The sequence below is a fragment of the Providencia sp. Marseille-Q8014 genome, from assembly GCF_965112055.1.
Window position 1 is genome coordinate 1570811 of the sequence record NZ_CBCOPT010000001.1, and the last position, 23991, is coordinate 1594801.

A 23991-nucleotide genomic window follows, 5' to 3' on the forward strand; every position below is an offset into this window, starting at 1 on the left:
ATTCTATACCTTATACATGCACTATTAGCTCAACTCGATATAATAGTTTCACTTCCGGCAATTTAAGTGCCAATATTTTCGTTAAAAAGTCTAAGCCATGGCAATTTTTGATATTGAAAAAGATGAATTACTCGGGCTATCTGATGTTCAGTTAGAAGAACTAATCGCTCGTCTTTCAGAGGCAGAAGTAGCAGCACATGGTCATAGCCCTGCTAGGGTAAATTGGTCTGGATCAATCAATGCTCCAGATGATGGTATCGATGTTCATGTTAATGTTCCTGTAGCGCAATTAACTACAGGATTTATTGAAAGACCGAATACAATCCTTCAATCAAAAAAACATTCAATGCCGAAGACTGCTATTACAAAAGAAATGGTTATTGATGGTGAATTGTCATCAACGATTTCTTTATTAGCCGCACAAGGGGGAAGTTACATTATTGTCAGCTTAGCTGATGATTGTTCTCCTCCAATGCTAAAAGATCGTATTGAAGCCATGCAGGATGCAGTGAGCAGAGATCCTAATGGCAGTAATTTGCATTTATGCTTCTTTGACCGTTCTAAATTAACTCAGTGGGTGCGCCAACATCCGTCAGTGATGTTATGGGTGAAAAGGAAGTTGGGTCGAGGATACTCTGGCTGGCAGCCGTATGGGGCATGGAGCAATCCACCGCAAGGAGCTGAAGATACTATAATTTTCGCACAAGGTGTGAAGATCTCATTGCCATCAGGAAAAGGTCAGAATCTTAGTATTGAAGATGCAATCGGACCGATGAGAGACCTTGTACGAACGACTAATAAAGCAATTCGTATTACTGGGTTATCTGGGGTAGGAAAAACGCGTATCGTACAGGCGCTTTTTGATGAAACTGTAGATACAGTTGGAACAGATGCTCTTGATAGAACAATTGCTGTTTATGTCGATACTGGTGCTGAACCAGAGCCGTCGGCTACAGTCATGTTGGAGAGGCTTATTTCTGAAAACCGACATTCAATTATGATCCTTGATAATTGTCCATCAGACCTCCATGCAGATTTGGCTAAAAGGGTTTCTACTGCATGTGACAATGTAAAACTCATTACTATTGAGTACGATATTAGGGATGATAAGCCACAGACCACAGAGGTAATTCACATAGAGACAGTTGGACCCGAAGTCGCTGAAAAATTACTGCTCCGTCGTTTTCCTAATATAGGCCAGAATAATGCCCGTAGGATTGCAGAGTTTGCAGATGGTAATGCAAGAGTCTCTTTGGCAATAGCGGAGAGGGTGGAAGAGGGGGAAAGTTTGGCTCAACTATCCGACGCTCAATTGTTTAACCGTTTATTCGATCAGCGTAATCACCAAAATGATGATTTAAGGGAGCAAGCTGAAATATTATCTTTAGTATATTCATTTTCGATTTTTGATCCCGATGTAGGGCGAAGTGAATTAGAAGTATTGGGCTCTCTTTCTGGGTATTCTAAAAACCAATTATTCCGCACAGTCAAAAAATTAATAGATAGGCATATTGTACAAAAAAGAGCTCATTGGCGAGCTATTTTACCTCATGCTATTGCGAACAGATTAGCATCGTCAGCACTTGATAGTATCCCCACCGAACAGCTTAGGGCAACCTTTGAAGCATCGAACAATCAACGTTTATTAATGTCATTTGCTCATCGATTAGGGTTGTTACATGACCATCCTGTCGCCATCGAGATTGTTGAAAGTTGGTTACAACCTGAAGGACTGTTAGGGAAAATTCTAGAGCTAGATGATTCACAAATAAGGATGTTGGAATATATCGCTCCAGTGGCACCTGATACGTTATTGAACCGAATTCAGGTAGAACTCACTAACTCTAATTTCAACGAGTTAAAGCGCTATGACTCTCGTCGAACAACGACTATCAAACTACTGCAGGCATTAGCTTATGAGCCTAGAAACTTTGTGCAATGTGCTAAATTGTTAATTCGAATTGCAGATAATGAAAAAGAAAGTAATAACCACGATGATGCGGGGCAAAAGCTCACTAAATTCTTTCAGGCATATTTATCAGGCACCCATGCTTCTATAGAGCAGCGTATTGAGATTATGAATGAATGCCTTACTTCAGATATCGTTGCTCGTAGATCTTTAGGGCTTAAAATGCTTTCAACTGCTCTTGCTGGTGGTTTCTGGTCAGGTATTGGGGTGTATGAATTTGGTGCTAAGCCTAGAGATTTTGGATTCGAACCTGACTACGATGAACTGGTTGAGTGGCGTCATACTTTTATTAATTTTGCATTACAATTAGGGACTTCAAGTGATCTAACGTTAAGAAATAGCGTCAGACAGATTCTGGCGAATCAATTTAGAGGAATGTGGTATCAAGAATCGATGAGAGAAATACTCGTCGATGCAGCTCGTAAGTTGCATGCTTATGCCCCTTGGAGTGAAGGTTGGAAGGCGATTCGTTCAGTTATTTATTTTAATTACTCTAAGAGCCAAGATAGTCAAAATTTAAAACAGATACCAGATAACCTCGTGGCCTTAGAGAAAGAGTTAGAGCCTAATAGCTTAATTTCAAAAACAATAACATTTGTTTTCAGTGGAGGACGGGATTATTGGGCTCTTGATAATGATTTTAATCATAGTTCTGGAGATAAATATACTGACGCTAGAAAACGGATTGACGCTAATGCTCAACGACTAGGTGAACTTTTTGCTATTTCAAATCATAAGCTTTATGAGCTAGGTTCTAATTTGTTTTCTTCAGAGTGGATGCCTTATCGAATAGCTTTTGGTACAGGATTAGCGAAAGGAGCATACGATCAGAAAATCTATTGGCAGAATCTTGTTGATGAGTTGAAGAAACATCCCGAAATTAATAAAGATTTCTCAGTTTTTAAGGGATTTATTGACGAAGTTGATTCTGTAAATAGAGAGCTAGCGCAGGAATTTCTTGAACAGTGCGCAAAACATAATGAACTTAGAAACGTTTTAGTTGCTCTACATCCACAACGAGAATTTACAGTTAATGATTTGAATCGTTGTATGACAATTCTGGATGATCCAGATATTAGGCCAATCATGTATGGACCGATTTTGTGGAGGAAGGAATATGGAGATTTACCAAAAGAGTGCATTCTTGACCTTACTTCAAGACTTTTAAGAAAACCAAATGGTGATGATGTAGTTTTAGATGGCCTTAGCATGAGGTTACATGACACAGATGAAGCAATCGATACTCTTGGTTCTGAATTTAGATTACTTGGTCTGAAAGCTGGAATATCGCGACTTAAGGGGAATGATAATGACTCTGGCGGTATGAGCGATTATAACATGGAGCATGTGATTAATGCTGCTTTACGTTTTGATGGTAACGAATCGGAAAAACTAGAGTGGTTAAATACTATTTTTGATGTAATTGACAATAGCTATGGTTGTCTTTACTCATTTGAAAATGTTATTGGGAAGACAGCTTCATTGATGCCAGAAGAATTTCTTAGTCGTGTTTTTGAGGGAACGGATAGGCAAAAACAGTCACGATTATATTTTATCCGTAGTGATGATAGGAATGGATCTGTTCTTGAAAAGATAGATAAGAATGTACTACTTGAATGGTGCTGTTACAAAAATGATAGCAGTATATTTTCGGCTGTAGCGACGGGCATAAACCTTTGGGTAAAAGATGAGATTACATCAGCAACGATCTTGTCTGAGGTGGCAATCAAATTATTAGAACTAGCACCTGAACCAAAAATTGTTTTAGAAGCTTTTGCTGCGCGTACAGCTCCTTCTAGTTGGTCTGGTAGTCTGGCAAATATAATGCAATCTAGAGCAGATGCAATTAGCCAGCTAATTACCCATGAGCGTACCGACATTTCTATAGCTACAAAGTCGGTGAATGAAAAACTGATTCACTGGATAGAGAATGAAAGAGTCCGTGAACGTAAGGATGCTGAAGGACGTGAACAGCGATTTGAATAAACAGGATATAGAAAAGTTGCTTAAGACATTTCATATACGGTTCATTGCTCAATTCAATTACTTAATTCACAGGGTATAACTGGCCCTGCTTGAGGTAAATATATTACTCAATTAATCAGGTGGATAAATATTGGCATGAGGTAATGCTAAGTAAGAGCCGTAGTCAAGAATTGGGTAAGTGATTAACTGCAATTGTATTAGCTCATACCCGAGCAGTGTCGTGCATACTTAAAACTGACAGTCAGCTCTGAGCGAAGAGCGGACAGTATTGGAAACCGATCCTAGCCTACATTCTATACATAGAGTAACGGAGCCTTGTAGGCATAAAAATATTATAAATTTTTATGCTCTTTAGTTTAAAATTAGCATGGTATCCGTGTCGATAAGAGCAGCATGTTTTCATGCCTCTCGAAGCCATTTTTTATGTAAAATGATTCCGCTGGATAGCCATGTTCAGTGTGCAGAAGAATGGCATTAAGATTTTTAGCGCGTATATCTTCTCTTATATATGCCATAAATAATGACCCAACCCCTCTATTTTGATAATCATACCCAACAAAGAAATCATCAATATAATATTCCATGCCTTCAGGCCAAGGTTTCTGAAAACCAATTGAAACCGCAACAATACGAGAGTCTAAGATGGCGACATATCCAAGAAAATAATTATTCTTCAGATGATTTGAAATAAACTCTTTCACTGGTTTAGCTGATGGGTATAGTTCATTCCACGGAGGAGCTTGATATGTTTGTATATACAAATCAGTTATTTCATTAATATCGTCAAGAAACAGATTGCGAAAGTTTAGGTTCATAGGAAACTCATTGATTATAATGTAATAAATATATGATTATAAGGTGATTTTCATTTTGGGTATAAGTCTGTCTGGTATTGAGCCTGACGGAGTTCTACACATTGTTATCGCACCCATTTTTATGTAAAAATTTTCAGCGTTGGGGTCTGCATCTAAAGTTAATTCTTTTATGTTCAGCCTTCGCGCTTGTTCCAATCCTGCGTCATATAAAGCTTTACCAATTCCCAATCCAATGAATGAAGGGTCAATAAATAACTTTTCTAATTCTCCGCTTTCAGAGTCTTCATCAAATCTGAGTTGAATAAAGCCACAGTATTTGCCATTAATTTTGGCTACTAAAATTAAATAGTGAGCGAAATCATCCGGTTTTAATGTAAGCTCATCACGGCACATTTCAATAAAATTATCACTATATCCCCAATATTTTTTAGATCTCAATGATAGTGTTGTCAGTACATTTGCCTCACTGGCATTTGCTATATCAATAATGAAAGACATATAGTGCTTTCCCTGTTTTTAGCTTGATTGAGGGGGTAATTATCCCGTTTTCCTCAGAGATTTTTAGTAGAATGATGTTGCGCGCCCATTGCTAGGTCATTCAGAGTTTTATTCGTTTTGGTATCAACATATTATTTATCAAAAGCGGCGGGATGAATATGCACTGGCGCGCGACCATGCCGCATATGGTACAGGGTATTGGTGTAAAATAAACTTTTACAGTCCGCTGTGAGCGATAAAGGGATGCTACTTTTATATAATGTTCGCTTCTGGCACATAGCTGACGTCTGGATGATGTATAGATCTACGTAGTCATAGTGCCAGTTCAAATTCGAACTGGCGCACAAGTTACCCAACTAGCGATATCCCTCTGATTCCTCCTTCAATAATACTTCCCCTATCTGCTTTCTCAATAAAATCAGCCCACCATTGCATCATAGGGCGTCTTTGCTCTAAGTAATCACTGCGGTTATAAGCACGTCTCACTTCATTTTTATCAACGTGGGCGAGGGCGGCTTCGATAACATCAGGTGGGAAGCCTTGCTCATTAAGAGCGGTGCTGGCAATTGATCGAAGACCGTGTGAAACCAGTATGCCTCCGAATCCGGCTCGCTTTAATGCAGCATTAACGGTTTGGCTGTTCATAGGTTGGGTAGGCTTGATACGGCTAGGAAAGATAAACTCACGATGCCCACTTAATGGTTTCATTAGCTCTAAGATAGCTAAAGCAGCGTCAGATAACGGAACAGTGTGCTCACGGTTCATTTTCATTCTAGCAGCCGGTATCTTCCATTCCTTGGTTTCAAAGTTGATTTCGTCCCAACGGGCTTCCGCGGCTTCGGCAGGGCGAGATATGGTGAGTAGCTGCCACATAAACAAACATCTAGTGGGCAAAATGATATTAGCTGTACGCATTGTCTGCATGAGCTTTGGTATCTGATCAGGGGGAATACTTGGCATATTCTTTTTCTTGGGCTTTTCAAAAGCTTTACCAATATTGATACTTGGAACGGCATCAATTAACCCAGTATTTTGAGCATAGATCATCACTTCGTTAATGCGTTGGCAAAGGCGACGAACCGTTTCTAGCGCACCTCTAGCTTGAACCGGTTGTATTGCTTGAACCAATATATGGGCTTTAATATCGGTAACACTGATGTCACCAATGGCGGGAAACACATCTCGTTCAAGTGAACGCCAAATATCATTACCGTAGTCTTCTGTTACAGTGGACTTCTTCACTTCCCACCAACGTTCAGCAACAAGTTGAAAGGTGTTGGTTTTAGCTTCTTGAGAGTTTCTTATTTGATCTTTCTGATATTCTTGAGGGTCAATATCTTTTGCCAGTAATGAGCGAGACTCTGCTCTAAGTTTTCTAGCATCTGAAAGTGTGACAGCAGGGTAGGCACCAAAACTTTGTTTGGTCCTTTGTTTTGTATAAGGGCGGTAGTAACGGAATTGCCATAACTTGCTTCCGCTAGATTTGATTAGCAGTGTGAGTCCATCACCATCATACAGCTGATAGTCCTTGTCCTGCGGTTTAGCTGCTTTGATTTCGGTATCGGTTAATGGCTTAGTTTTTCTTGCCATGAAAAATCTCCATGCATTTAGGCCCAACAAAGATGTTAGTTCTTTTCGTTGGGCCTATCAATGGGCCTAAAGGAATTAGCTTGGGTGGGATAAAATAGGACAGCGTAGGATATAAAAAAGCCCGCAACTCATTGAGTTAGCGGGCTTTTCAGTCTTCTTTGGACTTCCTTAGAAGATAATTTGGTGGAGCTGGCGGGAGTTGAACCCGCGTCCGAAATTTCTACATCCTCGGTACTACATGCTTAGTCTAGTCTTTAAATTCATTTGCCAGCTGCGGACAGACACGCCACTAACAAACTATCCTGATTAAATTTAACGCTTCAACCCCAGGCAAGGCATCCACGCGATCTCTTTTAGGTTTGACCTCTCTTGATCCCCGTCCTAAGAGCGGAGGCTAGGGAGAGAGGGCTCTATGCAGGTTATTAAGCTGCTAGTGCGTAGTTTTCGTCGTTTGCGACTATTTTTTTGCGGCTTTTATCGAGGCCAACCGCCCCTCGGCATGCACCTTGGGTTTCGCAAATCCCGTCGAATCCAGAATCAGCCCCAAGTTGTTGAACGCAGTATAACAGAAAAATACTCTAAAAAGCTAGAACTTAGCGATTAGAATGTTTCATTATACGTGCTTTATCTAATTGCCACTCACGTTCTTTAATATCAGAACGTTTGTCATGCGCCTTTTTACCTTTTGCTACGCCAATTTTGACTTTGCACCAAGCATTTTTCCAATAAAGGGAAAGGGCGATGACCGTATAGCCTTCACGGTTAACACGACCATAAAGGGTATCTAATTCTCGTTGGTTTAGTAACAACTTCCTGCTACGTGTCGGATCACAGACAACGTGAGATGATGCTACATTCAGTGGTGTGATATTTGCACCAAATAAATAAGCTTCACCATCTCTGAGTAAGACATAGCTATCACCAATGTTAGCTTTGCCAGCACGTAGTGATTTTACTTCCCAACCTTGTAAGGACAGGCCAGCCTCGAACTCTTCTTCGATAGAATATTCGTGGCGAGCACGTTTGTTCAAGGCAATAGTTGCCGAACCAGGTTTATAAGCTTTTTTCTTTGTCATAGTTTGTTCATTATACTGTAAGCTGAAGTTAAATAAATCTTTCTACGTTTAAAAATGTGCCGATTGTGCAATTATTGTGCTTAAGGCGTTTTGTTTTTTGTTTAACCAATCAATAGTGGTATTATATGTGCAGTTTTTGGGGATAGGAATTGATATGCCACAGATTAGTCGCTCTGCGTTAGTGCCATTTAGCGCAGAACAAATGTATAAACTTGTTAATGATGTTATTGCATATCCAAGTTTTTTGCCTGGATGTGTTGGTAGTCGGGTGATTAGTCATAGTGATGATGAGATGACGGCCTCTGTAGAGGTTTCAAAAGCAGGTATTAGTAAAACGTTCATAACCAAAAATGTGTTAGAGGATAATAAAGGTATCCACATGCAATTGGTTGAAGGGCCTTTTCGAAAGCTAACAGGGGGATGGCGTTTTATACCGTTAAGCTCGGATGCGTGTAAGATTGAATTTCACCTTGATTTTGAGTTTACGAATAAGCTGATTGAACTTGCTTTTGGCAAAATCTTTAAAGAATTAGCGAATAACATGGTTCAGGCATTCACGCTCAGAGCAAAGGATGTTTATAGTGTCTGAGTTAAACGTTGAAGTCACTTATGCTTTACCTGAGAAGCAATATCTACTGTCGGTCAATGTCGCTGAAGGGGCAACGGTTGAAGATGCGATTATTGCTTCAGGTATTCTTGCACTACGAGCAGATATTGACCTGAAAAAAAATAAAGTTGGTATCTATAGTCGCCCGGTAAAGCTAAGCGATACATTGAAAGACGGGGACCGTGTTGAAATTTATCGGCCACTGATTGCTGACCCTAAAGAGTTACGCCGTAAAAGAGCTGAAAAATCGAAAGATAACAAAAAATAGTGACTGTTTTTTGTTCCTTCTATTAAACCGAGAGTTCTCTCGGTTTTTTATTGTCCGCTGTAAACCACCAGCTAAGGTGATGATTGAGCCTGTGAGGCTATAGTCTGAAAGAAATCCCATGTCAGAAAACATCCTCTTATTCACACAAGTACAAAGGAAATCACACGGGTTTTATACACAGTTCATCACATGGTATTGGCACTGCACATATCATCGAGTTTGGATACCTAAATATCGTTATAAGATATTGAAAGATAAAGTAGTTAAGGCGCTTTATAGAACAATTTATATTCTCTGTAATATGAAGGACTGTGAAGCGCTAGCGCTAAATGTTCAGTCAGACCTTGTCCATTCATCGGTAAGTATAAAGTTGTTTCTCTGTTCGGCACCTTAGATGCGATGAGTGAACATTTACATCTAGCTATCTCAGATGAAAATAGCCATGTTCAAGGTGGGCATATGATGAACGGTTGTACCGTTAGAACAACCTTAGAATGAGTCATTGAAGAGTGAGATAACATCACCTTTACTCGAGAATATTATCAAAATGATTTGATCGAGGTGAGGCTGGTTAAAATTGTAATAACTACCTGTATTTATTGATGGCAGGTAGCTATTACAAATTGAGTAAAAAATAGCCAGCCGATGTAAGCTAGCTATTATTTATTAGTCAATTACTGACTTAGCATTTTTTTAGCAGGAGCTGGTTGCTCAGTAGTCGGCATACTGGGCTCTGCTGGGCTAGTAGCAGGTGCTGGCTCAGCAGAAGCTGGTTCAGATGGTGAACTTTCAATTTCTTTGGCTTCCATCGCTTCTTGCTCTGCAAGATTTTTCTCATTTTTGATCTCAGTAAGGATACCGTTGCGATCAAAAGTTAAGGTCAGCGTTTCTTGCTTAACAGGGTCATGACCAAGCTCTTGGCGGAAAACATAGTACCAAGTTTGAGTACCAAACGGGTCGGTTAACATTGGTGTGCCCAAAGTATAAGCGACCTGTTGCTGAGTCATTCCTTTTTGGATCTTAGCAACATCTTTCGCTGTCAGGTAATTACCTTGGTTAATGTCAGGATGATAGACCAAACGTTCCATCATTGAACAGCCCGTGGACATTAATGAGAGTGATAGTGCAGCAGCAGTTAACAGTTTATAACGCATGGATATCTCATTCCTTTTGGAGTCAGAACATCAATGATAATCGACATTGATACAATTTAAAACCTTCCGTATTGACTCTAAGACCATAGGAGAGCAAAAAAGTTGTCAAAATTTATGCTGCGAGTAATTCTTTTGCATTCGCCAGTGTATTTTTGGTCACTTCGCTGCCCGCTAATAAACGTGCAAGTTCTTGTAAACGTGATTTTTTATCTAGCAATTGCATCCGAGTTTCTGTTTCTACGCCATTTGTTTCTTTGCTGACATAAAAATGTTGGTGTCCACACCCTGCAACTTGAGGTAAATGTGTCACGCACATGACTTGAGTGGATTCACCTAATTCACGGAGTAGTCGACCAACAATAGCGGCGGTAGGGCCACTAATTCCGACATCAACTTCATCAAAAATCAGGGCTGGTGTATCCATTTTTTTCGCGGTGATCACTTGGATTGCTAAGGCAATACGTGATAACTCGCCCCCTGACGCAACTTTCGCGAGTGATTGATGCGGTTGCCCTGGGTTTGTTGTAACGTTAAACGCGACTTTGCTTGCACCATCGATTTGCAAATGGTCGGGGGTGAATGTGACATCGATGGTGAAGCGACCATGGGGCATGGAGAGTTGATGCATACTATTTGTGATCAACTGGCTGAGCTCTTGGGCATACTCGACACGAACCTGATGTAGCTGTTGAGCACAGGCAAGCGCATGTTGATGGTCTCGGCGTACTTGTTCACTGAGCATTTCACAGTCATCATTTTGCTCCGCAGTCTTTTGCTGTTCATCTAATAATTGCTGGTATAGCTCAGGTAGCGCTTCAGGCATAATGTGGTGCTTACGAGCAAGATGAATTTGCTTTGAGATACGTTGTTCAAGTTCATACAAACGATTAGGATCTAATTCATATTGATCACAATAATGCCTTAGTTCATCGCTTGCTTCACTCACTTGAATAGAGGCTTCCTCGAGCATATCCAACAAGCTAGAAAACTTAGTATCCAGAGTGGCTAACTCAGTTAACTCATGTTTTGCGCTATTTAGTAAACTTAAAATATTAACGCCATCATTTTCAGACATAATCTGCATTGCATTTTGTCCGAGTGTTAAAAATTGCCCATAATTAGCTAGCTGTTTATATTCTTGTTCAATACTTTCAAATTCCCCTTGGACAGGGTTAAACTCATTTAACTCTTTTAAATGATACTCCAAAAGCTGTTGGCGTGATTCACGCTCCTGCATCTGTTTTTGAAACATGGCGAGTTGTTGGCAGGAGTGATGCCATTGTTGCCAAGCCTGTTTCATATTAGCAAGTTGTGCTTGCTGATTTGCATAAGCATCCAGTAATGATTTTTGGTGTGTATTATCTAAGAGGAGTTGATGCGCGTGCTGGCCATGAATTTGGATCAGTAAGGCACCCAGTTCACGTAATTGAGAAAGAGGGACAGCAGTACCATTGATAAAACCACGAGAGCGGCCATCTAACGTGATCGTACGCCGTAAGAGGCATTCATTATGATTATCCAGTTCGTGAGCGATAAGCCATTTAGCCGCCATATCGGCATCCACTAAGGAAAAACGCGCACATAAGTCAGCTCGTTGTGCGCCAGGGCGGACCATATTCGCATCACCCCGGTTACCTAAGCACAGACCAAGTGCATCAATAGCGATAGATTTACCTGCACCAGTTTCACCTGTAATTGTGGTCATACCGCTACGGAAATCAATTTCCAGATCACGAACGATAGCAAAATTATTAATGGTAAGTTGGGTAAGCATCTGCGCTCTCCTGTAAAAATACACACCTGTGTTTGTATGCAGTGTATCCTGTTTTTTTATACAGTAAAGAGGCAGATGAAAAAAATTAGAAAGTTTTTTTAGCCCAACCCAATTTTGAACTTAATGTATTGAAATAATTGTAATCTTTAGGGTGAATGAGATTAAGGCTTTTGTTACTACGCTGTATAACAACCTCTTCACCATCTTGGATGGGTAACATAATTTGGCTATCACAACTCACTTCATAGTCAATGTTACTACGTAAAAATTTAAGTCGGATACGGCTGTCACTGCTGATAACCAGTGGGCGTGATGACAGGGTATGAGGAAACATCGGAACGAGTACAATCGCATCTAAATTAGGTGTCAGAATAGGCCCTCCGGCAGAGAGCGAATATGCTGTCGACCCCGTTGGTGTGGCAATGATTAAGCCATCTGAGCGTTGTGAAAAGGCAAAACGATCATCAATATAGACTTCAAACTCAATCATATGAGCAACTTTGCCGGGGTGGAGAACTACTTCATTAATCGCGCTACTTTTACGCGCTTTTTGGTTTGGTTTGATGACTTGAGCTTCAAGTAAAAAACGCTGCTCTTCTCGGTATTCACCATCAAGAACCCGTGAAAGTTGTTGCAAAGCGTTGTCTGGGTCAAGGTCGGTAAGGAAACCAAGATTGCCGCGGTTGATACCAATCACTTTGTTATTGTAACGGGATAAAATTCGGGCGGCTCCCAGCATGTTGCCATCGCCTCCAACAACAATCACTAAGTCTGCTTGTTGACCGATCTCTGTTAAGTTTCCCGTATTTGCATTTTGGAGTTTTAAATCTTTGGCAACTTGCTTATCAATAATGGCGTGATAATTTTTAGATAATAGCCAATTATAGATTAATTCATGGGTAGCCAAAGCTTCGGGGTGGCGTGGGTGACCAACGATACCGATGGTTCGAAAAATGGTTTGGTGCGTGCTTTTATCCTGACGCATAATTTTTTGGCCTCTCATTGCATGACGTCCCTTGAATCCCTGTTTTATATCCCCATAATACTCTAATAAATGGGATTAATGCTAAATACGCGGAGATATTCATGAGTAGTAAAGAACAAAACATGCATGATGAGCAAGCCCCTGAGCTGAATGAAGTCCAAAAATCGGAGTCAGAGCAAGAGCAAGAAGCGCAGCAGGCTGAGTCACAGGCAGAGGTGCAAGCGTTAGCAGCGCGTATTGCTGAGCTTGAAGAACAACTCGCAGCTTCACAAAAAGTTGAGCGTGAAGCGATGTTACGTGCGCAAGCTGAAATTGAGAATATTCGTCGCCGTACAGAACAAGATATCGAAAAAGCACATAAATTTGCGCTTGAGAAGTTTTCTAACGAGTTATTGCCTGTTATCGATAATTTAGAGCGCGCAATTGATGCCGCGGATCACGAAAGTGAAACGTCGAAGGCGATGTTAGAGGGCTTAGATTTGACACTGAAATCATTTTTAAATGCTGTAGGTAAATTCGGCATTGAAGTGGTTGGTGAATCTAATGTGGCATTTAACCCTGAAATACATCAGGCTATGACGATGATTGAGTCGCCTGATCATCAACCAAACCATGTTATTGACGTGATGCAGAAGGGCTATCTATTAAACGGTCGTTTGTTAAGACCGGCAATGGTTATCGTCTCTAAATAAGGTCGCGTGAATGATGAAACCGGGTCACTTATGTATTACCCGGTTCAGACGGCTGACAAACCTATGATGTTTGGCGGCAAGTCGAATAGGTTTTGAAAATAAACGAGGAAAATCAATTTATTGATTTACGGCTGATAACACAAAGCGGGAAAAACCACGCTTTATCCCGCTTTGTCAACAACCTCAACCGGGTCACTTATGTGTTACCCGGTTTTTTTATGGCGATAAAACGTCACGCTTCAATGACGGGAGTCCAATCTATTGGTGTGAGGCCTTGTTGTTGTAGCAGCGCATTCGTTTGTGAAAAGTGTCCACATCCCAAAAAGCCACGATGCGCAGAGAGTGGAGAAGGGTGCGGTGCTTTTAATACATGATGGCGTTTAGTATTAATGATCTTGCCTTTTTTCTGAGCATGTGAGCCCCATAATAAGAAAATGACCCCCTCTCTGTGCTCATTAATTGCGGCAATCACTTTATCTGTAAATGTTTCCCATCCTAAATGTGCGTGGGAATGCGCATTACCTTGTTCAACCGTTAATACAGTATTGAGTAAAAGCACCCCCTGTTTAGCCCAACTGAGTAAATAACCGTGATCAGGGCGTTTAAAACCGGGGATATCCTTTTCTAACTCTTTATACATATTGACTAATGAAGGGGGTGGCTTAATGCCGGGTAGCACTGAAAAAGATAGGCCATGAGCCTGCCCTGGGCCGTGATAAGGGTCTTGCCCTAAAATGACGACTTTAACGTCAGCGAGCTCGGTATATCTAAAGGCATTAAACACATCTTGTTGAGGCGGATAAATAATTTTTCCGTTTTGACGTTCATTCGCCACATAGGCGAGAGTGTCTTTAAAGTAACTTTGTGTTTTTTCTGAGCCAATAACATCGTGCCAAGTTGGAGTATTTGACATGAAAATTCCTATAACAACCAAATTATAGCTATAAGCTTACTGGTTAAGTTACGAGAGATAAAGATGAGTTTTCGCTTAAACCATTAAAAAATAGTTTAAAAACAGCAAAAAAAATTGATTTCAATAAATGATAAAAATTGATTTAAAACATGGTGTTGAGTTAATGAGCGTTAATTCCCTCTGGAAATTATTGATAAATATCAAAGAAGCCCTAGGTTCTTGCTGGTATATAATGTGTAGAGAAATTGGTTAGACCAAATATTTAACTGACAGTCAAATGATGGGATTGATCTCAATCCTGCTCGAGCGTGGAGGTCGACATGATTACAGGTATTCAAATTACTAAAACTGACAATGCTGCATTACTAAACTCTTTTTGGTTACTTGATGAAGAGAAAAATGAAGCACGTTGTGTCTGTGCAAAAGCAGATTACAGTGAAGGGCAAATTGTGGCTAAAGATGAACTCGGTGCTTTTGAGTATCGTGAAGTGCCTTTAGAAGTCAAACCAACCGTCCGTGTTGAAGGTGGTCAGCATTTAAACGTCAACGTGTTAAGCCGTGAGACTTTAGAAGATGCGGTTAAAAACCCTGAAAAATACCCACAATTAACGATTCGTGTTTCGGGTTATGCAGTGCGTTTCAACTCATTAACGCCAGAACAACAACGTGATGTTATTACTCGTACTTTCACTGAAAGCCTGTAATAACGATATTGTTCAAGATAAAAGTATTAGCCTATAACTAATTTATAAAGCCATTGAATTCAATGGCTTTTTTATGCCCATCTAACAAAGTACATTCTTTTTCCCTTCTGGATTTTCCCTTTTAATGTTGTTTCCTATCACCATTATTTGGGAGGCTTTATGTCCTCAATTAACCAAAATATGCAAATTGAACCTGATAATCAAATTGCTATGATCCAAGAAATCATCAGCATTTATTTGAAGAAGAAGGGGTCATTGCCACAGTGTGCTCATCAAATGGAGGAGCCAGAACAATTATCATTTCAGCAATTTTTTGGTCGTGATCCACAAAATTATGATTATTTGATGGGGTTAATTGCGTATGGCGCTTATTTTTCGGATTGGGAAAATAGATATGGTGTTGAGCGTCTTAACCATCAGCAACTGAGTGACATTGGCGTTGATCCAAGACTGTTATCTGATAAGGCGACAGGCTTTGAAGCGCATATTTGTCGCATGAATGATTTATATATTATTAGCTTTGCTGGCTCAAATGAGCTCATTGATTTTTATGCGGATATACGGCAAGGGATTGGTTGCTTTGAACCTCAATATTTTCAAGCGGTTAATTTAACTAATGTGTTATTTAACGCGTCAAAAGGAAATATGATCTGTGTCGGTCATTCTTTAGGGGGAGGGCTTGCAACTTTTGCTTCCTTAGCTAGCCAAACCCCCTGTATTGGATATACGCCAGCAGGAATTGCCAAAAATACGTTACGGCAGATTGGGATGGATTATCAAGAAGCGAAAAAAATGGCAGAAAATGGTTTATCGCGTTTTTATGTTGTTCGTTACGATTGGTTAGATTTACTACAATCGCTATCGCCTTTTCCATCCGCATTAGGGAGTCGAATACTGTTAGATTATTATGATGACAGGAAATCATGGCGTGACTGGTTACCTCATCGCATAGTGACTCGTAATTTTATTGCTCATACGATGCCTAAAATACTCAAAATGATGTGTCATTTTGCGCCTTGGTCAAATTATCAAAAGGTTGTTAATGATGATTTTGATAAGCAATTAGAGGAGTTTAGTTGTAACGTATCATCCAGCCATGATCATTATACCGAATGCTGGCAAAACTGTTGTGAAAACAGTATTAGGCAAGGAAATATAACGGAATTTTCAAGATTAGTGGCAATTAGCAATAAAACGGCGCAGTTTGATGAATTAGTCAGTTATACCGTCAGATCAACAGATCCTGAGTTTATGCAAATCTTGCTGAATTCTTTCTATGCCAAGGAAATCAAAAAAACACATTTGGCCGACAATCGAAGCTATTTACACCTTGCAGCTCAATCAGGCAGGTTGGAACAATCGAAAGTGTTGTTGCAAAGCGGATTTGCGGTGAATGTCGTTGATGACTTTGGGAATACACCATTACATGATGCGCTAGGTAGTCATGCGTTATCCGTCGCAGAGTATTTATTAAATAAAGGTGCTGATTGGAGGGTTAAAAATCACCGAGGGTATAACTGTCGCGATGTATTAAAAAATCATATGGTTAAGGCTGACTGGTTATCTTCACAAGGACGTATAATACGCGAAAGATTGATGGCCAAAATGTCGTAATCAAAAAACGGGCCTAAGCCCGTTAAGTCATTTATTCAGGTTTTTGATGACTAGGTTCTGAAGCTGTTGTCACGGGTTTACGGCGTTTACCGATGTTCTTTTTATCACGATGACGGACTTTAGCTTTTTTCTTCGATTCTTCTTCTTTTTTCTTTTCTTTACGTTTAGCGAGCACTTTCTTAGATGGTTTTGGTTTGTTCATCATTGATGCAGAAGGTGCTTTAGTTGATGGACGTAAAGAATCGACAACACGCATTTTTATAGGATCTTCAATATAACGTGTCACTTTACCGAATAAAGGGTAATCGTGTGATTCAATCAGTGAAATCGCGGTACCTTTTCGGCCAGCACGACCGGTACGACCAATACGATGCAGATAAACGTCAGCAGTCCGTGGCATATCAAAGTTAAACACATGGCTGACATTTTCGATATCTAAACCTCGAGAGGCCACATCGGTAGCCACAAGAACTTTGACTTGGCCTGAAACTAAACGGCGAACCGCTTCATTACGTTTTGCTTGAACCATTTCTCCTTCAAGATAGCAAGGCTCAATACCCGCATCACGTAACCACTGAACAACGTCGCGCACACGTTCACGTTTGCGAACAAACACAATTGATTTCGTCACATCGCTCTGTGCAATGAGATGGCATAACAAGGCGGTTTTGTGTTCTAAATTATCTGCACGATAGTAAAATTGCTGTATTTTTTTCCGTTCGCGGCGGGAAGATTCAGCGTCGATCTCAACGGGGTCTTCCAACAGACGCTCGGAGAAGTCACGAATCGCCTCGCCTTCAAGAGTCGCAGAAAACAGCATCGTTTGCTTACGCCAGCGTGTTTCCCCCGCAATTGTTTCAATATCATTAGCAAAGCCCATGTCGAGCATACGGTCTGCTTCATCAAGAATGAGAATTTCAACAGCACGGCAGTCAAAATTTTCTTCTTTAATGTATTGAAGTAAGCGACCTGTTGTTGCAACAACAATATCTTGGTTTTCGCTAAAGACTTCAGCATGGTTCATATAGGCGACACCACCAGTGATTGTCGCGACATCAAGATGATTATGTGCACATAATTCTTTTGCTTGATCTGCAACCTGCATCGCGAGTTCGCGAGTTGGCGTTAATACAAGAACTCGCGGAGGGCCTGATTTTTTTCTTGGAAAATCAAGTAAATGTTGGATGGCTGGTAGCAAGAATGCCGCGGTTTTCCCTGTACCAGTTGGGGCTGAACCTAAAACGTCACGGCCATCCATCGCCGCAGGGATAGCGGCTGCCTGAATTGCAGTAGGGCGTTCATAGCCTTTATCTGCCAGCGCGTTGATCAGGCTTTCATCTAATTCAAGTTCAGAAAATGTGGTTGCAGTCATGATATACCTCTATTTGGGGCGCTGATTATAAACAGGTTAGCCAAATTGTTCATTATAAAATATAGATCTTTTAGCAAAGTGTACCTGTTTTAGCGTTTAACGGGCAGTCTTATTGCCAGAAAGCGTGCTTTTCCGAGGTGAAAAGCACGCATGCCCAAGAAGATTAACTGAGGATGTTAATTAACCAAGTGTGGTAAGGAATACCCACTAAATCAATGAGTACAGCTCCACTTAATGGAACAATCATGAAGGCTTTCATGGAAACTTGCTTATAGCGTTCACACACGGAAGACATGTTTGCCATTGCATTCGGGGTCGCTCCTAATCCGTGCCCCATTAATCCTGCACACATAACGGCAGCGTCGTAGTTTTTGCCGAGGAGTCTAAAGATAACGAATACCACTAACAGAATTAATACCACGACTTGAGCAAAAAGAATGATAAAGAGGGGTAAGGCAACATCTTTCAGTTCCCAAATCTTAAGGGACATCATTGCCATGGTTAAAAATAGGCCGAGAGAAACTTCAGAAATTAAATCGACAGATTTTTGGTTAATTTTAAATAGATGAACTTGGTCGTTGATATTACGAATGACAATCGCAATGATCATTGCCCCCACATAACTGGGTAAAGAGAAGCCCGTCGCTTTGGTAAATTGTGCTGACGCAAATTGCCCAATGACCATGATACCTAATACTAATGCCAACATTTTTAAAAAGGCATGGGCATCAATAGATTCAATTTTACTTGAAATGGTTTCGGTGACTTTTGGACTGGTGACGGTCTCATCGGCTTGAATAGTCACACGATGCTTTTTGATTAAGAAAGAGGCGATTGGTCCACCTAATAAGCTGCCAGTAATTAAACCAAAAGTCGCTGCTGCAATGGCGGCAACTGTTGCTGATTGTACACCTAAGCCTTCGGCCATTTGACCAAATGCGGCTGCACCACCATGACCACCAGTTAAAGAGACGCCTCCTGCCATCACGCCAATGACGGGGTTGATATCTAATAAATGTGCGAGTCCGGCACCAAAGGTGTCTTGGAATAATACGGTAAACCAACAAATAAATAAGTAGATAAACAGTAGACGCCCGCCACTTTTTAGAATACGGAAGCTGCCATCAATCCCGATTGTTGTGAAGAAAGCAACCATTAAAAAAGTCTGTAGGCTGGTATCAAAATGGATTTCAGCCAAATTAAAGGATTTCAGTCCCCAAATAATGAGACTCACTAAAAAGCCACCGATAACAGGTGATGGAATACAAAAGCGTTGTAACCATTCAATACGCTTTTTTAAGTGAATGCCCATTAGGAGGCACAGTACCGTAAGGAGGAGTGTAGATAATGTATCGAGTTGTAATGTCATATGGATGTTTCCCTGTGTAATCTATAACCGTTCTCGCCATTTGCCGTTTTTGGCGACACGCCTACGCTCTAGCCACAGTGTGAATGTCTCTAAAGAAGTATTCGGCTACCCTTTCGCAACAGTTTAATTCTCAAGTTTTAAATTTTTATTTTGTGGTTAACGTCATAAAATAAACTTTAATGTTAAAACTGTTGCGATATTTTTTTGTCAGTATTGTTTTAATTACTGTTATGGTTATTGGGTTACAAATGTATTGAACGGTATATTTATCAGTCGCGTTGTTGTGTTTGTTTATTAGAATAAAAATTGGTAAATCAAATAAGCTGCTAATTTTGACGTGTGGTTATCAATATCAAATTCTGGATTACATTCAGCAATGTCAAATACCGCAATTTTTTTGCTCGTTTTAATGACTGAAAATAATTGTTCGAATGTTTCTGTATTAATTCCTCTCGCCGCGGGGGCGCTAACGCCTGGAGCGATTGCCGCAGAAAAAACATCAAGATCAACGGTGACATATAAATAATCGACGCGATTAATAAATTGTTGAACTTGTTCTATGGCTTTAGGTAATTGAGAAGCGGTCAGTGCCTTATCACGAATATATTGGCAACCTAATTTATCCGCCGTATCGAATAACACTTTAGTGTTGCCATGATCGGCAATACCAAGACAGAGATAATGAAAAGGGCGATTATGCTGTTCGCATAATTGTGCCGCTTGTAAAAATGGCGTGCCAGATGTTGCTATTGGCGCTGAACGTAAATCAAAGTGTGCATCAAAATTAATGATGCCAATGGTTTTCGTTGGTTGAGTCTGTTTAACGAAATCAAACAGTCCTTGAAAACTGGCAAATGCCACTTCATGTCCTCCCCCTAAAACAATAGGGGTTTGTTTCGATGATAAAATCGTGATGAGCTCATCCGAAAGACGGCGTTGTGCTGATTCTAATTGGCCATCGTCACAATAGATCGTTCCTGCATCTCGAATCGCTAAAGGTTGATGCAGTGGTAGACCTGCAAGTTGCTGGCGGATAGCATCAGGTCCTGCTTTAGCGCCTAGTCGTCCTTTATTACGTTTAACGCCTTCATCGGAAGCAAAGCCAATTAAAGCAAATTGTGCAGGGGTATTTTTATTCATGACTTGATGGATCCGTAGGTGTTCTTCGGTATCACCATCAGTACGGCCTTGCCAAATAAAAGGTGCTGCCATAATTACTCCAGATTAATGAGTTTGGTCATGTTATGAGCTGCTTTGCAGGTCTCAGCGATAAATTCGTCAATTCGATGAGTTGAACGAAATTCCGGTGCCATTACAGAAACAACTGCAATAACATCATTGCCTTTAAAAATAGGTGCGGATACACCTAAAACGCCTTCATCTATTTCGCCACATGAGATGCCATAGCCTTGCTGGCGTATTTGCATGAGTGAATGTTTTAACTGCTGTATACTGTCGGGTGATTGCAATTGTTCTGTATGGGTTTCAAACACTAATGATTGATATTCTTCGTCGCGAAACGCGAGCAATGTTTTTGCACTCGCCCCTTTGATGAGGGTATTGCCTCGCCCGATGACAAAGGAACAGCGTAGTGCTTGTGAACTCTCTATCATGTCAACACAGATGGTCTCGCACAGATTTGATGTAATAATTGCGACGGTTTCTTGTGTCTTTTTACTCAGTGATAGCAGTTCTATTTTTGATGAATTCATTAACAGGCTGTGGTGATAGTATTTTTCTTGAGTTTTGATACTCTGCGCACCAACAGTATAGGTACCATATTGTTTAGCATAAGTCACAAATTCCCAGTTTATGAGAATGGCGAGTAGTCGATAAACAGTCGAAACAGGAATATTCAATGCCTTGGATATCACTTGTGGAGTGACGGGAACCGCACTAGCAGTGATATAAGATAGAATATTTAATGTTCGGTTAATACTGTTCATGGTATCCCCCTTTTTTTCGAAGTTAGCAGTAAAAATTTTTAGGCTCAAATAATATTCTCATATTGTGAGAATTATTTTGTGAGAAAAGTGTAAATATTGCATTTTAAAATTGTCGTATAATGAAAATTTGAATGATTAAAAAATAATTAGAGTGGTTGAATAACGTGAAAAAAAGTTATCGCAAAGGCGGTTTTACCTTTAAGCAGTTTTTTGTGGGACATGATCGCTGTGCAATGAAAGTTGGAACGGATGGGGTATTACTGGGGGCATGGGCGCCCGTGCAACAGGCAAAAACAGCCTTAGATATTGGTAGTGGTAGTGGCTTAATTGCTTTGATGCTTGCTCAACGAAATCAACAAGTCATTATTGATGCGGTTGAATTGGATAGTGAGGCGGCACAGCAAGCACAAGAAAACTTTATCGAATCTCAATGGCGTGAAAGGTTACAAGTCTTTGCGCAAGATATTGTTGAGTTTTGTACTCAAAGACAACATGACTATGATTTGATCGTCAGTAATCCGCCTTATTTTGAGCCATCTGTGTCATGCAGTAGCGAGCAGCGCGAACAGGCTCGCTATACTGCCACGTTAACTCATCAAACATTATTAGATAGTGCACGGCACTGTTTGGCACCGGATGGCTTATTTTGTCTTGTACTACCTTATGATGTTGGCGAAAAGGTTGAAGCAATGGCGCATAGCGATAACTGGTTTACCGCTTATCGAGTGAATATTCGTGACAAAGCCACGATGCCATTTCACCGCATGCTATTGGGGTTAAAACGAGAGCCTGTGGTAGCGCAAATCACAACGTTAGTATTAAAAGAGGCCGATAATACGATTTATACCGAAGATTTTCAGCGGCTCATACGTGATTTTTATTTGAAATATTAATAGCTAATCCAACGGACTAGCTATTAATTCATGAGATTAAGGTTTGAGGATAGTCGGACCTGAGAGTGGCAATAACGCGGGATAATCTAACGTATAGTGTAAGCCGCGGCTCTCTTTACGTTCCAGCGCACAGCGAACCATCAATTCAGCGACTTGAACTAGGTTTCTAAGCTCTAGTAAGTTATTTGAAATACGGAAATTAGCATAATAGTCATGGATTTCTTGCTGTAATAGATGGATGCGTCGTAAGGCGCGTTCTAAGCGTTTAGTTGTTCGAACGATCCCCATGTAATCCCACATAAACAAACGTAATTCATGCCAATTATGTTGAATGACGACTTGTTCATCTGAATTATGCACACGGCTTTCATCCCACTCAGGGAGTATCGGGATATCATCGACCTGTGAGATCGTTTGATTAATATGCTCCGATGCTGACCAGCCATAAACCAGGCACTCTAAAAGTGAATTGGATGCCATGCGATTAGCCCCGTGCAGCCCTGTATAACTGACTTCTCCAATGGCGTAGAGGTTGGGGATATCTGTCATGCCATTTTGGTCAACCATGACGCCGCCACAGGTGTAATGCGCTGCTGGTACAATAGGGATTGGGTCTTTAGTCAGATCAAGCCCTAAGGTCATTAGTTTTTCATAGATAGTTGGGAAGTGGCTCTGAACAAAGTCCGCGGGTTTGTGGCTAATATCAAGGTACATGCAGTCCGCACCGAGTCGTTTCATTTCATGATCAATGGCTCTTGCAACAATATCCCTTGGTGCCAGTTCACTACGAGGATCATAGTCTGGCATGAATCGACTTCCATCAGGGCGTTTCAAATAAGCGCCTTCTCCACGCAATGCTTCCGTTAATAAAAAATTTCTGGCCTGTGGATGGAACAAGCATGTTGGATGGAATTGATTAAATTCCAAATTTGCCACACGGCAGCCGATGCGCCATGCCATTGCAATACCATCTCCCGATGAAATATCAGGGTTTGTGGTATATTGATAAACTTTCGCTGCACCGCCAGTGGCTAGAATGACGATTTTGGCACGGATCGTTTCGACGTGTTCTTTTTGTCGATTCCAAACATAAGCCCCGACAATACGCGGTTGGCCAGATGTGTCGATTTTATCAGATCGAATAAGATCGACAGCGTTATAACGCTCTTTGACATGAATATTGGGGTGGGAAAAAGCCAGATTGACGAGAGTCGTCTCAACTTCTTTGCCTGTGGCATCGGCATGATGGAGTATTCGGCGATGGCTGTGCCCACCTTCACGGGTAAGATGATACTGTGTTTCACCCGTTTCAGTCACTTCAGTATCAAACAATACGCCTTGATCAATCAACCATTGAACACAGTTTTTGGCATTGGAAGCAATAAATTCGACCGCTTGTGGATCACAAATACCTGCGCCGGCAATTAAGGTATCTTCGACGTGAGACTCTACGCTGTCTGTATTATCAAAAACAGCAGCAATTCCGCCTTGTGCATAGTAAGATGCACCTTCACTGAGCGTGCTTTTGCTTAGGATGGTCACTTGATGAAATGGTGCGAGCCGTAATGCAGCGGAAAGCCCTGCGACACCGCTACCAATAATAAGTATATCAGTGTAATGCTGTGGGTAATCGTTCATAAGTGTTTTGCATGTTGTATATGCTCGCCATCTTTCAAGTTGCAGTATTGTTGGCTAGGATGACTGGTACGAGTCACTGACTGATAGACGCGTCTAGCGGTTCATTGGTTGTTGCCTAGCTGCACCTC

The 23991-nt window shown here is 40.8% G+C and carries 20 protein-coding genes, 1 other RNA gene and 2 pseudogenes; 9 read left to right on the top strand and 14 right to left on the bottom strand.

Annotated features, from left to right (window positions below; all coding sequences use genetic code 11):
* Positions 1-97 precede the first annotated feature (97 nt).
* Positions 98-3955, top strand: a complete 3858-nt coding sequence (locus ACWPW6_RS06820; RefSeq protein WP_257759818.1) for a hypothetical protein — start codon at positions 98-100, stop codon at positions 3953-3955.
* Positions 3956-4317: 362 nt separating this feature from the next.
* On the opposite strand, the gene ACWPW6_RS06825 is transcribed toward ACWPW6_RS06820, so the two are convergent.
* From ACWPW6_RS06825 to smpB, 5 genes are all read right to left on the bottom strand, one after another.
* A complete protein-coding gene (locus ACWPW6_RS06825) occupies positions 4318-4770 on the bottom strand; it encodes a GNAT family N-acetyltransferase (protein ID WP_250000278.1) in 453 nt (150 codons plus the stop codon).
* 36 nt (positions 4771-4806) lie between these two features.
* Positions 4807-5268, bottom strand: a complete 462-nt coding sequence (locus ACWPW6_RS06830; protein ID WP_154624284.1) for a GNAT family N-acetyltransferase — start codon at positions 5266-5268, stop codon at positions 4807-4809.
* 348 nt (positions 5269-5616) lie between these two features.
* Positions 5617-6858, bottom strand: a complete 1242-nt coding sequence (locus ACWPW6_RS06835; RefSeq protein WP_250000280.1) for an integrase — start codon at positions 6856-6858, stop codon at positions 5617-5619.
* Positions 6859-7039: 181 nt separating this feature from the next.
* Positions 7040-7403: a transfer-messenger RNA gene (ssrA, locus tag ACWPW6_RS06840) on the bottom strand.
* 48 nt (positions 7404-7451) lie between these two features.
* Positions 7452-7934 (bottom strand): SsrA-binding protein SmpB, encoded by a 483-nt coding sequence (gene smpB, locus ACWPW6_RS06845; RefSeq protein WP_154624285.1) that lies wholly within the window; start codon positions 7932-7934, stop codon positions 7452-7454.
* Between the two features lie 154 nt (positions 7935-8088).
* Here smpB and ACWPW6_RS06850 point away from each other — a divergent pair, with 154 nt between their 5' ends.
* The 4 genes and pseudogenes from ACWPW6_RS06850 to ACWPW6_RS06865 all read left to right on the top strand — a co-directional run.
* Complete coding sequence (locus tag ACWPW6_RS06850; RefSeq protein ID WP_154624286.1) at positions 8089-8523, top strand: type II toxin-antitoxin system RatA family toxin; 435 nt, start codon at positions 8089-8091, stop codon at positions 8521-8523.
* On the top strand, positions 8516-8809 hold the full coding sequence (locus tag ACWPW6_RS06855) for an RnfH family protein (RefSeq protein WP_163861004.1): 294 nt from the start codon (positions 8516-8518) through the stop codon (positions 8807-8809). Before ACWPW6_RS06850 ends, ACWPW6_RS06855 begins: the two co-directional genes overlap by 8 nt.
* 173 nt (positions 8810-8982) lie before the next feature.
* Positions 8983-9176 (top strand): annotated as a pseudogene (locus tag ACWPW6_RS06860) (transposase); the annotation flags it as partial.
* A pseudogene (locus ACWPW6_RS06865) lies at positions 9167-9304 on the top strand (PCC domain-containing protein); the annotation flags it as partial. The pseudogenes ACWPW6_RS06860 and ACWPW6_RS06865, both read left to right, overlap by 10 nt.
* A 179-nt stretch (positions 9305-9483) precedes the next feature.
* On the opposite strand, the gene bamE reads toward ACWPW6_RS06865, so the two are convergent.
* The 3 genes from bamE to nadK form a co-directional block, all read right to left on the bottom strand.
* Complete coding sequence (gene bamE / locus ACWPW6_RS06870; protein ID WP_250000282.1) at positions 9484-9963, bottom strand: outer membrane protein assembly factor BamE; 480 nt, start codon at positions 9961-9963, stop codon at positions 9484-9486.
* A 112-nt stretch (positions 9964-10075) separates the two neighbouring features.
* Positions 10076-11737 (bottom strand): DNA repair protein RecN, encoded by a 1662-nt coding sequence (gene recN, locus ACWPW6_RS06875; RefSeq protein WP_163861005.1) that lies wholly within the window; start codon positions 11735-11737, stop codon positions 10076-10078.
* Between the two features lie 85 nt (positions 11738-11822).
* Entirely contained in the window at positions 11823-12722 is a 900-nt protein-coding gene (nadK, locus tag ACWPW6_RS06880) for an NAD(+) kinase (RefSeq protein WP_195848186.1), read from the bottom strand.
* A gap of 101 nt (positions 12723-12823) precedes the next feature.
* Between nadK and grpE the strand changes: the two genes are divergently transcribed.
* Complete coding sequence (grpE, locus tag ACWPW6_RS06885) at positions 12824-13414, top strand: nucleotide exchange factor GrpE (RefSeq protein ID WP_154624291.1); 591 nt, start codon at positions 12824-12826, stop codon at positions 13412-13414.
* A gap of 232 nt (positions 13415-13646) precedes the next feature.
* On the opposite strand, the gene ung is transcribed toward grpE, so the two are convergent.
* Positions 13647-14327 carry a uracil-DNA glycosylase gene (gene ung / locus ACWPW6_RS06890; RefSeq protein WP_154624292.1) on the bottom strand — a complete coding sequence of 227 codons (681 nt, stop codon included), beginning with the start codon at positions 14325-14327 and terminating at the stop codon, positions 13647-13649.
* Between the two features lie 320 nt (positions 14328-14647).
* Here ung and grcA point away from each other — a divergent pair, with 320 nt between their 5' ends.
* Together grcA and ACWPW6_RS06900 are read left to right on the top strand one after the other, a co-directional pair.
* The gene (gene grcA / locus ACWPW6_RS06895) at positions 14648-15031 is read left to right on the top strand and encodes an autonomous glycyl radical cofactor GrcA (protein ID WP_154624293.1); all 384 of its coding nucleotides are present in this window, start codon (positions 14648-14650) and stop codon (positions 15029-15031) included.
* Between the two features lie 159 nt (positions 15032-15190).
* On the top strand, positions 15191-16645 hold the full coding sequence (locus ACWPW6_RS06900; protein ID WP_154624294.1) for an ankyrin repeat domain-containing protein: 1455 nt from the start codon (positions 15191-15193) through the stop codon (positions 16643-16645).
* A 31-nt stretch (positions 16646-16676) separates the two neighbouring features.
* On the opposite strand, the gene srmB is transcribed toward ACWPW6_RS06900, so the two are convergent.
* From srmB to ACWPW6_RS06920, 4 genes are all read right to left on the bottom strand, one after another.
* Positions 16677-18017 (bottom strand): ATP-dependent RNA helicase SrmB, encoded by a 1341-nt coding sequence (gene srmB / locus ACWPW6_RS06905; protein WP_250000284.1) that lies wholly within the window; start codon positions 18015-18017, stop codon positions 16677-16679.
* 163 nt (positions 18018-18180) lie between these two features.
* A complete protein-coding gene (gene gltS / locus ACWPW6_RS06910; protein WP_154624296.1) occupies positions 18181-19386 on the bottom strand; it encodes a sodium/glutamate symporter in 1206 nt (401 codons plus the stop codon).
* A 294-nt stretch (positions 19387-19680) separates the two neighbouring features.
* Positions 19681-20598: a formimidoylglutamase gene (gene hutG / locus ACWPW6_RS06915; protein ID WP_154624297.1), complete on the bottom strand. Its 918-nt coding sequence runs from the start codon at positions 20596-20598 to the stop codon at positions 19681-19683.
* Positions 20599-20600: 2 nt separating this feature from the next.
* Complete coding sequence (locus ACWPW6_RS06920) at positions 20601-21332, bottom strand: IclR family transcriptional regulator (protein ID WP_196713286.1); 732 nt, start codon at positions 21330-21332, stop codon at positions 20601-20603.
* A gap of 164 nt (positions 21333-21496) precedes the next feature.
* Here ACWPW6_RS06920 and trmN point away from each other — a divergent pair, with 164 nt between their 5' ends.
* The gene (gene trmN / locus ACWPW6_RS06925; RefSeq protein ID WP_410241896.1) at positions 21497-22225 is read left to right on the top strand and encodes a tRNA(1)(Val) (adenine(37)-N(6))-methyltransferase TrmN; all 729 of its coding nucleotides are present in this window, start codon (positions 21497-21499) and stop codon (positions 22223-22225) included.
* A 36-nt stretch (positions 22226-22261) separates the two neighbouring features.
* Here the strand turns inward: trmN and nadB are convergent, their stop codons facing one another.
* Entirely contained in the window at positions 22262-23863 is a 1602-nt protein-coding gene (gene nadB / locus ACWPW6_RS06930; RefSeq protein WP_163861008.1) for an L-aspartate oxidase, read from the bottom strand.
* Positions 23864-23991 lie beyond the last annotated feature (128 nt).

Excerpts from the sequence above, each read along its gene's own strand:
- ACWPW6_RS06920 (WP_196713286.1), bottom strand. The coding sequence starts at position 21,332 with ATGAACAGTATTAACCGAACATTAAATATTCTATCTTATATCACTGCT.
- grcA (WP_154624293.1), top strand. The coding sequence starts at position 14,648 with ATGATTACAGGTATTCAAATTACTAAAACTGACAATGCTGCATTACTA.
- ACWPW6_RS06835 (WP_250000280.1), bottom strand. The coding sequence starts at position 6,858 with ATGGCAAGAAAAACTAAGCCATTAACCGATACCGAAATCAAAGCAGCT.
- nadK (WP_195848186.1), bottom strand. The coding sequence starts at position 12,722 with ATGCGTCAGGATAAAAGCACGCACCAAACCATTTTTCGAACCATCGGT.
- grpE (WP_154624291.1), top strand. The coding sequence starts at position 12,824 with ATGAGTAGTAAAGAACAAAACATGCATGATGAGCAAGCCCCTGAGCTG.
- srmB (WP_250000284.1), bottom strand. The coding sequence starts at position 18,017 with ATGACTGCAACCACATTTTCTGAACTTGAATTAGATGAAAGCCTGATC.
- bamE (WP_250000282.1), bottom strand. The coding sequence starts at position 9,963 with ATGCGTTATAAACTGTTAACTGCTGCTGCACTATCACTCTCATTAATG.
- gltS (WP_154624296.1), bottom strand. The coding sequence starts at position 19,386 with ATGACATTACAACTCGATACATTATCTACACTCCTCCTTACGGTACTG.
- ung (WP_154624292.1), bottom strand. The coding sequence starts at position 14,327 with ATGTCAAATACTCCAACTTGGCACGATGTTATTGGCTCAGAAAAAACA.
- ACWPW6_RS06830 (WP_154624284.1), bottom strand. The coding sequence starts at position 5,268 with ATGTCTTTCATTATTGATATAGCAAATGCCAGTGAGGCAAATGTACTG.
- ACWPW6_RS06825 (WP_250000278.1), bottom strand. The coding sequence starts at position 4,770 with ATGAACCTAAACTTTCGCAATCTGTTTCTTGACGATATTAATGAAATA.
- ACWPW6_RS06900 (WP_154624294.1), top strand. The coding sequence starts at position 15,191 with ATGTCCTCAATTAACCAAAATATGCAAATTGAACCTGATAATCAAATT.
- smpB (WP_154624285.1), bottom strand. The coding sequence starts at position 7,934 with ATGACAAAGAAAAAAGCTTATAAACCTGGTTCGGCAACTATTGCCTTG.
- hutG (WP_154624297.1), bottom strand. The coding sequence starts at position 20,598 with ATGGCAGCACCTTTTATTTGGCAAGGCCGTACTGATGGTGATACCGAA.
- recN (WP_163861005.1), bottom strand. The coding sequence starts at position 11,737 with ATGCTTACCCAACTTACCATTAATAATTTTGCTATCGTTCGTGATCTG.
- ACWPW6_RS06820 (WP_257759818.1), top strand. The coding sequence starts at position 98 with ATGGCAATTTTTGATATTGAAAAAGATGAATTACTCGGGCTATCTGAT.
- nadB (WP_163861008.1), bottom strand. The coding sequence starts at position 23,863 with ATGAACGATTACCCACAGCATTACACTGATATACTTATTATTGGTAGC.
- ACWPW6_RS06850 (WP_154624286.1), top strand. The coding sequence starts at position 8,089 with ATGCCACAGATTAGTCGCTCTGCGTTAGTGCCATTTAGCGCAGAACAA.